The organism is Rhizobium leguminosarum (assembly GCF_001679785.1).
Taxonomy (GTDB): Bacteria; Pseudomonadota; Alphaproteobacteria; order Rhizobiales; family Rhizobiaceae; genus Rhizobium; species Rhizobium leguminosarum_R.
The window spans coordinates 100,830-112,878 of sequence record NZ_CP016289.1 but is presented as its reverse complement, the minus strand read 5'-3'; the positions used below and the strand labels follow the sequence as shown (position 1 = coordinate 112,878).

11 protein-coding genes are annotated in these 12,049 nt (G+C 61.3%); 5 read left to right on the top strand and 6 right to left on the bottom strand.

Annotated elements, in window-relative coordinates:
* Window position 1 precedes the first annotated feature (1 nt).
* From BA011_RS32075 to BA011_RS32055, 6 genes are all read right to left on the bottom strand, one after another.
* Complete coding sequence (locus BA011_RS32075; RefSeq protein ID WP_065283837.1) at window positions 2-1,006, bottom strand: ABC transporter permease; 1,005 nt, start codon at window positions 1,004-1,006, stop codon at window positions 2-4.
* 113 nt (window positions 1,007-1,119) lie between these two features.
* Window positions 1,120-3,024, bottom strand: a complete 1,905-nt coding sequence (locus BA011_RS32070) for an ABC transporter substrate-binding protein (RefSeq protein WP_065283836.1) — start codon at window positions 3,022-3,024, stop codon at window positions 1,120-1,122.
* Window positions 3,025-3,210: 186 nt separating this feature from the next.
* Window positions 3,211-4,719 carry an alpha-N-arabinofuranosidase gene (locus BA011_RS32065; protein WP_065283835.1) on the bottom strand — a complete coding sequence of 503 codons (1,509 nt, stop codon included), beginning with the start codon at window positions 4,717-4,719 and terminating at the stop codon, window positions 3,211-3,213.
* A gap of 210 nt (window positions 4,720-4,929) precedes the next feature.
* The gene (locus tag BA011_RS32060) at window positions 4,930-5,856 is read right to left on the bottom strand and encodes an ArsR/SmtB family transcription factor (RefSeq protein WP_017957935.1); all 927 of its coding nucleotides are present in this window, start codon (window positions 5,854-5,856) and stop codon (window positions 4,930-4,932) included.
* A 156-nt stretch (window positions 5,857-6,012) separates the two neighbouring features.
* Complete coding sequence (locus BA011_RS46160; RefSeq protein WP_257785326.1) at window positions 6,013-6,138, bottom strand: hypothetical protein; 126 nt, start codon at window positions 6,136-6,138, stop codon at window positions 6,013-6,015.
* A gap of 259 nt (window positions 6,139-6,397) precedes the next feature.
* Window positions 6,398-7,156 (bottom strand): IclR family transcriptional regulator, encoded by a 759-nt coding sequence (locus BA011_RS32055; RefSeq protein ID WP_065283834.1) that lies wholly within the window; start codon window positions 7,154-7,156, stop codon window positions 6,398-6,400.
* Window positions 7,157-7,415: 259 nt separating this feature from the next.
* Here BA011_RS32055 and BA011_RS32050 point away from each other — a divergent pair, with 259 nt between their 5' ends.
* The 5 genes from BA011_RS32050 to BA011_RS32030 all read left to right on the top strand — a co-directional run bounded on the left by BA011_RS32050 (window position 7,416) and on the right by BA011_RS32030 (window position 11,953).
* Window positions 7,416-8,123 carry a 3-oxoacid CoA-transferase subunit A gene (locus tag BA011_RS32050; protein WP_065283833.1) on the top strand — a complete coding sequence of 236 codons (708 nt, stop codon included), beginning with the start codon at window positions 7,416-7,418 and terminating at the stop codon, window positions 8,121-8,123.
* Window positions 8,120-8,824 (top strand): CoA transferase subunit B, encoded by a 705-nt coding sequence (locus BA011_RS32045; RefSeq protein ID WP_065283832.1) that lies wholly within the window; start codon window positions 8,120-8,122, stop codon window positions 8,822-8,824. The genes BA011_RS32050 and BA011_RS32045 overlap by 4 nt, the downstream gene beginning before the upstream one ends.
* A 9-nt stretch (window positions 8,825-8,833) precedes the next feature.
* Window positions 8,834-10,039, top strand: coding sequence for a 3-oxoadipyl-CoA thiolase (gene pcaF, locus BA011_RS32040; protein ID WP_065283831.1), 1,206 nt, complete (start codon window positions 8,834-8,836; stop codon window positions 10,037-10,039).
* Between the two features lie 76 nt (window positions 10,040-10,115).
* Window positions 10,116-10,598: a GNAT family N-acetyltransferase gene (locus tag BA011_RS32035; protein ID WP_065283830.1), complete on the top strand. Its 483-nt coding sequence runs from the start codon at window positions 10,116-10,118 to the stop codon at window positions 10,596-10,598.
* A 140-nt stretch (window positions 10,599-10,738) separates the two neighbouring features.
* On the top strand, window positions 10,739-11,953 hold the full coding sequence (locus BA011_RS32030) for an MFS transporter (protein ID WP_065283829.1): 1,215 nt from the start codon (window positions 10,739-10,741) through the stop codon (window positions 11,951-11,953).
* Window positions 11,954-12,049 lie beyond the last annotated feature (96 nt).

Sequence of the window (12,049 nt, the reverse complement as noted above, 5' to 3'; positions counted from 1 at the left end):
TCTATTCCACCTTGATGCGCGGGTCGATCAGCGGGCTCAGAATGTCGATGATGAAGACGGCGGCGGCGACGCCGACAATCGACAATGCGCTGAGGCCGAGCACCAGGCTGTAGTCGCCGGCATGCACCGCTTCGATCAGCAGGTTTCCGATGCCCGGATAGCCGAAGACGATTTCGGTGATGACCGTGCCGTTGAAGATCGCGCCGAGCGACATGGCCAGCCCGGTGAACTGCGGCACCATGGCATTGCGGGCGATATAGGAGCGCAGGATCTTTCGCTTCGGGACGCCGCCAAGCTCGGCGAAGACGACGTAATCCTCGGTGATGATGTTGGAAACGAGCGCGCGCATGCCGATCAGCCAGCTGCCGGTTCCGACCATGATCAGCGACAAAGCCGGCAGGATCGAGTGTTTCAGGATATCGAGGACCAGGGCAAAGGAGAGGTCCAGATTGGCGTTCATCTCGTAGCCGCCATTGATCGGCAGCACCGGCCAGAGGTAGCCGAACACAATCAAAAGCACGAAGGCCAGAATGTAATAGGGAATGGGAAGCAGGGCGATGAAGACGAGGCTGACGGCCTTCAGCACCATGTCCTTGCGGTAATAGCCGGCGAGCGCGCCGATGGCATTGCCGAGCACGAAGGTGATCAGCGTCGACACCGTCATCAGACCGATGGTCCAGGGCAGGGACCGCAGGATGATGGTGGAAACGGGCGTGGGAAAGGCCGAGAGCGAGGGGCCGAGATCGCCTGTGGCAAGCCGCAGCCAGAAATTCAGATATTGCTGCCAGATCGAGCCCTCCATGCCGTAAAGCTCGCGAAGCGACTGGCGCATCAGCTCGATCGCGTTGGGATCGGACTGCCCCATCTGGGTGATGGCGCCTATGCTTTCTTCGACCGGATCGATCGGGGTCAGGTGGGTGACGAAGAATGTGATGGTCACGCCAAGGAATACAACGAGCAGAAACTGACCGAACCGCTTCAGCACAAAGATCAGATAGGACGTCATAGGGCGGTGGTTCCTCTCTGGTTCCCTTCATCAAGTGGAAAGGATCGACGGACATGCCACATGCCCGTCGATTAGGGGGCCGGCGCGCAACACTCGCGCCGGCGTTGGGAGGATTATTTCGGTTGTGCCGGCTTGAGCTTGACCATCATCAGCCTGGAGTTGGCCCAATTCGGCACCGGATCGGTATAGGGATCGGCGATCGTCGGATAGCCGGTCCAATAGGTCGTATCCATCGAGGTGAAGACGTTATACGACATCAGGGGGATCGTCGGCATTTCGCGGGCGACCAGCTTCAGATAATCCTTGCCGAGCTCCATGCCCTTGGGATCGTCGGCGCTGATGCCGCGGATGCTCTCGATGATCTTGTCGAGCTCCGGATTGCTCCAGCGCTGCCAGTTGCGCGGCGGCTGGTTGTCACCCTTCTTGGCCACGAACTGCGAATGCCAGCTATCGAGGAAGAAGGAGAGATCGGGGTCGCCGCCCCAGGTTTCGACGCTCCAGGCAATCGCCACCTGGAAATCGCCGGGCTGTAGCGCCGTCTGCCAAAGCTTCGCGGCCGGCACGGCTTTGGCGTCGATGCCGAAGGCCGCCCATTGCTGTGCGATCAGCGTCCCGGCGCGGGTGAAGACTGAGCGCGTGTCGCCTTCCACCGTCATCCGGATTTTGAAGGGCTGTCCATCAGGGGTCAGCCATTTGCCACCGGATTTCTTGAAGCCTGCCTTCTCCAGCAGTTCGCCGGCAGCCTTCGGATCCGGTTTCCACCAACCATAGCCGAAGGCACCGCTGATTGCCTCAGGGTCGGTCGGGATCTGGTCCTTGAACTTCGGCTGCTTGCGCAGGATATCGGCGATCTGTTGCCCGACCGTCGGGTCATAAGGCTTGATCTTGCTCTTGCCGGTATCGATCTCGAAATTCTTCAGCCAATCCTGCATCGGCGCCTGATAGTCTTTCATCGTGGCCGCCGTCGGCGGCACGCCGAGCGCCGAAAGCGTCGCCGCCCCGCGGTAGCTCGCCATATCCACGGCCTTGATGTCGATCAGCAGGGCAAGCGCCCACCGTACATCGGCGTTGTCGAAGGGCGGATTCTGGGTGTTGAAGATCACGGCCGGAAGCGTCGGGTCCGGATGGGCGAAGGGGAAGCCCGGGAACCATGTCTCGATCGTCTTGGATTTTTCCTTCAACGTGAACATGCCCTCAGGCGTGTTGTCGTGAATGATATCGAGATTGTGCTCGAGCTGGGCGATGGTGCGTTTATCCGGCGGGCCCGGATCGGTATAGGTCACGTATTTCGGGGCCGGCTCGCCGAAGCGGGCAAGCGAGGTTCGCTGCCAGTCGTCGCGCTTCTCCCAGGTATACCACTTGCCCTGGGGGTCGTATGACTTGAGCTTGTAGGCGCCGAGCGAGACGGGATTGGCGAAATCATAACGAAGCGGATCTTCGACTTTCTCGAAGACATGCTTGGGCATGATCCAGGCGCCGTTCCAGCGAACGGTGAAGATGGCGTGGAAGCGCGAATTGGGCTTCTTCAGCTTGAACACCACAGTCGAGGGGTCGGTCGCCTCGACGCTTGCCACCTGCACTGAGAAGGCAGCACTCCAGACCATGCCGGGATGATCCATCTGCGTCTTGACGGTATAGACCACGTCGTCTGCCGTGAACTCCACGCCGTCGCTCCAGAAGAGTCCCTTGCGCAGTTTCACGGTCATCTCGGTGAAGTCGGCATTATATTGCGGCTTGTCGGCAGCCAGCGAATTGTCCCAGGTCGCGCCGCCAAGTCCTTGTTCGGGGTCGATATACCAGAGCGTATCCATGGTCAGCTGCTGCAGGCCGGTCGATACGCCGCCGCCACCATTGACCCAGATGTTGAACCAGCCGGGATTTTTGATCGTCCCTTCCGGATTTTCGACGATGAGCGTCTCCTTGCGCGGCAAGGAGGTGTAGTCATCGGCATTGGCCGTCGCTGTCAGGCCGAGTGCGGCCAGCGCGACGCCAAATGCGAGCCTCTTCCACTGTTGCATGAACTCCTCCCTAGAAAGCGACGATACGGCGGCCGCAAGGGCACGCATGGGCACGTCGCGGTTGTCGGTTCGCAGAGGCATAGGACTTGAACAGTCAGGTCCGGGACCTCAGTGAACCATCCCTCCGGCCCCCTGCCTCCTCGCAGCGAGCCGAATATCTTCAGCCGGAACGTCCGGCGGTAGCTGTCACACCGACAGCCGGATGACGTTGTAGGAGAACGGTTTCAACGCCGCCCGCAGCCGTCCATCCTCGATCTTTCCACTCTCGACATTGACGGGGGCGACCGTCTTCGGCCGCGCAGCCGTATTGACGGCTTCCAGATCGCCGTGGGTCATCTCCACCTGCTCGACCACCCGGGCATTTGCGAAGCCTTCCAGCCGCACATCGAGATCGAGCGCCGTGCTCGGATGGCGGTTGACGGCAAAGAAGGTCAGCGTCTTGCCGTCTTCGGAATGGACTGCCGATACGTCGAGATAGGGGACGTCGTTCTCCTCGTCGCTGTCATAGGTCGGGCCATCGACGACCAGCTGCAGCGCCGTTCCACGGCCATATCTGGAGGCGTAATAGAACGGATAATAAATGGTCTGGCGCCACGCCGCACCGCCGTCCTCGGTCATGATCGGGGCGATGACGTTGACGAGCTGCGCGATGCAGGCGATGCGCACGCGGTCGGAGCGGCGGATGAAGGTGTTCAGGATGCCCCCGACCTGCAGCACGTCCTCGAAATTATAGATGTCTTCCAAGAGGTGCGGCGCATCCGGCCATTCGTCGCGCGCCAGGATCTCCTTGTCCTGCTGGTTGGAATGATACCAGACGTTCCATTCGTCGAAGGAAATGCCGATCGTCTTCTTCGAGCGTTTTTTCGCCTTGATATAGTCGATCACGCCGCCGATCGTGGTGATGTAGCGGTCGAGCTTCGTCGCGCGGGCGAGATAGTTGAGCGTATTTTTCTCGCGGTTGGCAAAATACATATGCAGCGAGATATGGTCGGCGCTGTCATAGCACTGCTCGAGGACCTGCGCTTCCCACTCGGGATAGGTCTTCATGTCGGAATTGGACGAGCCGCAGACTACGAGCTCGAGCGACTTGTCGAAGCCGCGCATGGCCTTCGCCGTCTCATCCGCCAGCCGGCCATATTCATAAGCCGACTTGTGCCCGACCTGCCAGGGACCATCCATCTCGTTGCCGAGGCACCACAATTTGACATCGTGCGGATTGGACCAGCCGTGCTTGCGGCGCAGATCCGACCAATAGGTGCCGCCCGGATGATTGCAATATTCGAGGAAATTGCGGGCGGCATCCAGGCCGCGTGACCCGAGATTGACGGCAAGCATCGGCTTGGTATTCGCCTTCTTGCACCAGTCGACGAATTCATTCACGCCGATCTGGTTGGCTTCACGGGTACGCCAGGCAAGATCGAGGCGCACCGGGCGCTCGGCACGCGGACCGACGCCGTCTTCCCAATTATAGGCCGAGACGAAGTTGCCGCCGGGATAACGGCAATATGGGGTGTCGAGCTCACGGACCAGATCGAGGACATCGCGGCGGAATCCGTCCTCATCGGCCGTCGGGTGTCCGGGCTCATAAATGCCCCCGTAGATCGCCCTGCCGAGGTGCTCGAGAAATGAACTGTAGAGCCTGGAATCGATGGTCGCGATGCGGAAATCGCGGTGAACCACAACGTTCGTCTTCAACGGATCCTCCCGTTTATATATCAGATATTTTGTTTTCTTGCCTCTAACTTGATATCAGGAATGTTGTTCTGTCAACCAAGTTACGACTTTAATCATACTAATATGGATTTCAGAAAAAATTGTTTTATTTCAGTCGCTTGTACGATTTTATCGGCTGCCGAAACCCGAAAAAAATGTGATATTTAAATCAAGATTTCCGATTTTGATTTTTCAGACGTGAAGTCGCATGATGATGTCGCGCCCGTGATTTCCGAAGCCGCGGCCGAAAATATTCACGCCGCCGGTATGGCCGGCATTCTCGGCGATGCCGACCCGGAGCCGAATGGAGGAGTGCTGGGCAAGCGCGAGGTCGCTGAGGGTGACATTCGATGCGGCGACGCCATCGATGAAGGTGCCGCGCGTCGATATCCTCCAGGTCTTCATCATCCCATATTGCGAGCCTTCGAGCTTCCACCAGGCCGGCGTGAAGGCGCCGCGCTTGTCGCCGTAGTCGCCAGGGGACGTCCAGGTGCCGATCGCCATTCCGTTGACCCAGAGCGTTATATCGGAAGGCCAGTCCGGATTGGTGCCGGGCACTTCCGACGATAGCTCCAGCGAAAACTCGATGGCGCGGATATCCTTGTTCAACACCTTGGCATTGTTGGGGAATTTATATTCTACATAGCCCCTGCCGAACCAGACGAGCCCGGCCTGCATGCGCTGCGGATCGAGAAAATAGTCGGGAACATCGAGCGGACCGATGACGCTCTCGGTGGAGCAAAGACCACAGGGCGCATGCACGTCACAACTGGTGTAGAGCCCGACCGGCATCTCGACTTCGATGATATTATTGGCCCTTTGGGCGGCACTTTCCTCAAAGCTGATCAGAATTTCGCTGTAGATCGCAGAGCAGATCTTCTGGTTTCCCTTGCGCGCCTTCGTCAGCTGGGAATCGACAAGCCGGGCGTCTTCCAAAATTTGGATCCCGGTGGCGACAGTCGATTGAGGAAGAGAAAGAGCACGCGCGATATCGTTGATATTCATCGGCCCTTTGGCGCAGAGCAGCTTGAGCATCTCGAGCCGCGCCGGCGCCGAAAGCGCGCGTATCGCATCATTATTCTCGCCGGCGGCAATCGTCAAAAACGAGCGTTCCATCATTCCCCCATAGTTTCCGATCAAATGGTGTATATCGGAAATTATGATACATCAAGTGGGTATGCTTCGACGGTTTGTAAGATAGCGGCCCGGTTTCCAGCCGCCATGAATGAACGTGAAGCCCTTCCGACTTCCGATATGACATTAGTATCGGGAACGTTACGCGCCAAAGTCCGGCGCGTCCCGGATCGGATGGCGGGGCGGAATTTCGAGCTCAATTCCCCCGACCGATCGCAAGCGGGCGCGAATGGCATCGGCGAGATTCCTGATCGTCATGTTGGCCATCGCTACCTCCATTCATCGATGACGCATATAAATCATTGATTGCATATTCTCAAGCAACGGTCGCGAGATGCGTTTCCGTCCTCAGACTGGCCGAGTGGTCCGTCGGCTCGGGTCAATGCCCGACAGATTGCATATCGGTATCGGTCAAGGTTCTCGGGACCGCTGCGGCTTCTGGGATCACGTCGCGCCGCCGAAGGCCGATCACTGGGTCGAGCGGCCCCAGCCCTCGGCTCGGGCCGCTCTGTGGCCAGGCTTGCCGTCACCGCCGCAGCAGCGGCCGCAACGCGGCCTGTGTTTCCCTCAACAGCGGCAGATAGCGTTCCTTCATCTCTGCCGCCGGCACGAGCGCGGCCGGCGCGCCGATATTGATCGCCGCGACCGTTTCGCCGCGGTCGTTGTCGACAGGCACCGCGATGGAGCAGAGGCCGATCTCCAGCTCCTGATCGATGATGGCGTATCCCTCAGTGCGGACCCGGCGGAACTCGGCGATCAGTTCGTCCGGATCGGTCTTCGTATTCGGCGTGTTTTGCTTTAGTTCGCTGCGGGCAAGGATCGCGCGCGCCTCGCTCTCGGCCAGGGCTGCAAGCAGCACGCGGCCCATCGAGGCGCAGTAGGCGGGCAAGCGGCTGCCGGGGGTGAGGTTGATCGACATGACGCGGCGCTGCGAGGCGCGGGCGATATAGACGATGTCTGTGCCGTCGAGCACCGAGGCCGAGGCGCTCTGGCCGGCCTTTTCAGAGAGATGATCGAGATGCGGCTGTAACAGCGCCGGCAGCGGCGTCGCCGCGAGATAGGCATGGCCAAGACGCAGGATCTTCGGCGTCAGCGTGAAGAACTTGCCGTCATAATCGGCATAGCCGAGTTCGGCGAGCGTCAGCAGCAAGCGGCGCACAGTGGCTCGGTCAAGCTCCGTCAGCTTGGCGGCCTCGGCGATCGAAAGCCGTTGCCGCGTTTCGCCGAAAGCCTCGATCACCTTCAGGCCGCGGGCAAAGCCACTGACAAAATCCGTTTCGCGCATGGTGGGCTCCTGTTGGGGTTGCCTGTCGGAACGCATTCTATGGTGCTTCACCCTTCGCTTGCGCTTCGGGCATTCGTCGCTGCAATCGATTCACTGGATCGACTGCTCGGGCTGCGCCCGACCACTCCTTATTGTGCGATATATGAACAAATGTCAAATATCGCACAAATGTATTGCCGCTTGGCCCGCCGCGCTTTATGTCTACGCCAGAGGACGGGATGGGAGTTCCCCGACCGATATAGCCAAGGAGAGGGCCCGCATGGACAAGACAGTCGGGAGCACGGCGGAAGCCGTCTCTGAGATCGGGGATGGCGCGACCGTCATGATCGGTGGTTTTGGTGGCTCGGGCGCGCCGATCGAGCTCATTCATGCCTTGATCGACAAGGGCTCCAAAGGCCTCACCGTGATCAACAACAATGCCGGCAACGGGCGCATCGGTATCGCTGCGATGATCGATGCCGGCATGGTGCGGAAGATGATCTGCTCTTTCCCGCGTTCGTCCGATCCGCGCGCCTTCACGGATAAATATCTGGCTGGCGAAATCGAACTCGAGCTGGTGCCGCAGGGAACGCTTGCCGAGCGCATCCGCGCCGGCGGGGCCGGCATCCCGGCCTTTTATACGCCGACCGCCTACGGCACCGAACTGGCCGACGGCAAGGTCATCGCCGAATTCGATGGCCGCCATTACGTGCAGGAGCGCTGGCTGAAGGCCGACTTCGCGATCGTCAAGGCTGCGATCGGCGACATCCAGGGCAATCTCACCTACAACAAGGCCGGCCGCAACTTCAATCCGCTGATGTGCATGGCGGCGGCGAAGACCATCGTCCAGGTCTCATCCATCGTGCCGGCCGGCGGCATCGATCCCGAGCAGGTGGTGACGCCAGGCATCTTCGTCGACCGCGTCGTTGCCGTCCCCAATCCCCAGCAGGAAGAAGAGCTCATTCGAGCCGGAGTGGCCTACGTATGACCGTCGATCACAGCTCCATCAACACCCGGGAAGACATCAAGCTTTCCAATGCGCAGATCGCCTGGCGCGCCGCGCAGGACATTGCCGACGGCGCCTATGTGAACCTCGGCATCGGCTTTCCCGAAATGGTCGCCCGCTATCAGCCGCCCGGCCGTCAGGCGATCTTCCACACCGAAAACGGCATACTGAATTTCGGCGAGCCGCCGGCGGAAGGCGAGGAGGACTGGGACCTGATCAACGCCGGCAAGAAGGCGGTGACGCTGAAACCGGGTGCCGCTTTCTTCCATCACGCCGACAGCTTCGCCATGGTGCGCGGCGGTCATCTCGACGTCGCGATCCTCGGCGCCTATCAGGTTGCGGAGAATGGCGATCTCGCCAACTGGCGGGTGGGCAGCAAGGGCGTGCCGGCCGTCGGCGGCGCCATGGACCTGGTGCACGGCGCCAAGCAGGTCTGCGTCATTACCGAGCACGTCACCAAGACAGGCGAGCCGAAGCTGGTGGAAAAATGCACCTTCCCGCTGACCGGCGTCGCCTGCATCACCCGCGTCTATACCAGCCATGCCGTCATCGACATCGTCAACGGACGTTTCGTCCTGCGCGAGAAGCTGGCCGCGATGTCGCAGGAGGAATTGCAGGCCATGACCGGTGCGCCGCTGCACCTCGAGGGGCCGGTCGGCGACCTCGTCGTCCCCAAACTCTAAGGAAAAGCCATGACCGAAGCCTTTATCTGCGACTATATCAGAACGCCGATCGGCCGCTTCGCCGGCTCGCTGTCCCAGGTGCGGTCCGACGATCTCGGAGCAATCCCGCTGAAGGCGCTGATGGAACGAAATGCCGCCGTCGATTGGGAAGCCGTCGACGATGTGATCTTCGGCTGCGCCAACCAGGCGGGCGAGGACAACCGCAATGTCGCGCGCATGTCGGCGCTGCTCGCCGGCCTGCCGATCGCGGTACCCGGCACGACGATCAACCGGCTCTGCGGTTCCGGCATGGATGCGGTGATCATGGCGGCGCGCGCCATCCGCTCCGGCGAGGCCGAGTTGATGATCGCAGGCGGCGTCGAGAGCATGTCACGCGCGCCCTTCGTCATGCCGAAGGCCGAGACGGCCTTTTCACGGGCGGCCGAAATCCATGACACGACGATCGGCTGGCGCTTCGTCAACCCGCTGATGAAGAAACAATACGGCGTCGATTCCATGCCGGAGACCGGCGAGAATGTCGCCGAGGACTATCATGTCAGCCGCGAAGACCAGGATGCATTCGCGGTGCGAAGCCAGGCAAAGGCGGCCGCTGCCCAGGCGAACGGGCGCCTGGCGAAGGAGATCACCCCGGTGACCATCCCGCAGCGCAAGGGCGATCCCATTGTCGTAGACAAGGACGAGCATCCGCGCGCGACGACGATCGAAACGCTGGCGAAACTCGCCACGCCTTTCAAAAAGGAAGGCGGCACGGTGACGGCCGGCAATGCCTCCGGCGTCAATGACGGGGCGGCCGCACTGATCGTCGCCTCCGAAGCGGCGGCGCGGAAATACGGCCTGACGCCGATCGCCCGCATCCTCGGCGGCGCGGCTGCCGCGGTTCCGCCAAGGGTGATGGGTGTCGGGCCGATCCCGGCCTCGCGCAAGCTGATGGCACGGCTCGGCATGACCGCGGATCAGTTCGACGTGATCGAACTCAACGAGGCCTTTGCCAGCCAGGGGCTGGCGGTGCTGCGCGCACTGGGCATTGCCGATGATGACGCACGGGTGAACCGCAATGGCGGCGCGATCGCGCTCGGCCATCCGCTTGGCATGTCGGGCGCACGCATCACCGGCACGGCAGCACTCGAGCTTCTGCAGACCGGCGGACAATACTCGCTGTCGACCATGTGCATCGGTGTCGGGCAGGGGATTGCGATAGCACTTGAAAGGGTTTGAGGCCGGGATGTTTCCAGCTTTTGCCGGAGGCTGCCGACCCGTTGCGCGGGGCGCTCGGCTTCGTTAGAGATCGGGCATGCTGATCCGACCCGCAGACAAGAACGATCGAAGCGCGATCTGGAGGATTATCGGCCCGACGATCCGCGCCGGCGAAACCTATGCGCTCGATCGCGATCTCGCTGAGGCCGATGCGCTGGCCTACTGGATGGGACCGGACCGCGAGACCTTCGTCGCCGAAGAGGACGGCGTGATCCTCGGCACATATTACATCAAGGCCAATCAGGCAGGCGGCGGACGGCATGTCTGCAATTGCGGCTACATGACCGATGCCGCCGCGAGCGGCCGTGGCGTCGCGCGGCTGATGCATGAGCATTCCCTGGAGCATGCCCGCTTGCGGGGCTTTCGGGCGATGCAGTTCAATTTCGTCGTCAGCAGCAATGAACGCGCGGTTGGGCTGTGGCAATCTCTCGGCTTCGATATCGTCGGCCGGCTTCCTGGAGTCTTCCTTCATCCGACGCAGGGTTACGTCGACGCATTGGTGATGTTTCGTACGCTTTAGCGGCCACGTCGTGCGGCGAAAAAAGATGTGAATGCGCTGTCGAAATCGCGGCGGTTCAAACGTCTTGAGATCGCAGGCGCGGAATACGGCGGGTGCCGCGTGCCTCGCGATCACTCTGTCGGCATGGAGGTTATGAAGCCATGGGTGTTTCTTATCGTTGGGTCATCGTCGCCGTCGGCGCTCTGATGTCATGCGTGGCAATCGGCGCGATGTTCTCGCTGGCGATTTTTCAGGAGCCGATCGCCACGGCGACCGGCTGGTCGCATGTCGGCATAGCGAGCGCGATGACGCTGAATTTCATCGTCATGGGTTTAGGCGGCTTCCTCTGGGGGGCGGCAAGCGACCGCTTCGGCCCGCGCGCGGTCGTGCTGATAGGCTCGGTGCTGCTCGGCCTGGCGCTGGTGCTGGCGAGCCGGGCCGAGACCCTGCTGCAATTCCAATTGACGTATGGTGTCCTGGTCGGACTGGCCGCCAGCGCCTTCTTCGCGCCGATGATCGCGGCGACGACCGCCTGGTTCGACGAGCATCGCGGCCTTGCCGTGTCGCTCGTCTCCGCCGGCATGGGGGTCGCGCCGATGACGATCTCGCCCTTCGCGCGCTGGCTGATCTCGGCCTATGACTGGCGGCCGGCCATGTTGATCATCGGCATTGCTGCCTGGGTGCTGCTGGTGCCAGCCGCGCTGCTGGTCAGGCGTCCGCCTGCCGAGACCGCAGATGCCGACACCGGATTTGCCGCGGAAGGCGCTAGGCCGCAGCTGTCGAAAGTCTTCCGGTCGCCGCAATTCATCGTGCTCGGCCTTACCTTCTTTGCCTGCTGTGCGGCCCATTCAGGCCCGATCTTCCACATGGTGAACTATGCGACGATCTGCGGCATCGCACCGATGGCGGCGGTCAGCATCTACAGCGTCGAGGGACTGGCGGGGCTCGGCGGCCGGCTGCTCTATGGCAGCCTCGCCGACAGGATCGGCGTGAAGCCGGTGCTGGTCGCCGGACTGCTGGTGCAGGCAGCCGCACTCGCGACCTATCTCCTCGTCAGCGAGCTGACCGAATTCTATGCGCTCGCCATCGTCTTCGGTAGCGCCTATGGTGGCGTGATGCCGCTTTATGCGCTGCTGGCGCGGGAATATTTCGGGCAACGCATCATCGGTACGGTCCTGGGCGCGGCAACGATGCTCTCCAGCCTCGGCATGGCCTTTGGCCCTCTGATCGGCGGCTGGATCTTCGACACATTCGCCAATTATTCCTGGCTGTTCATCGGCTCCGCAATGGTCGGGCTGGGAGCTGCGGCGATAGCGCTGGCATTTCCGCCTCTCGCCCGCCAAAAGCCGCAGCCAGCCTTTGGTGTGGCTCCGTAACGAGACCCTTTTCGGTTCTTGCAGGCAACCTCAGGCGGCCGTCGGTGACGATGGCCGCTTGCATGAAGACTATCCGGCACTCCCAAGAGCGACGCA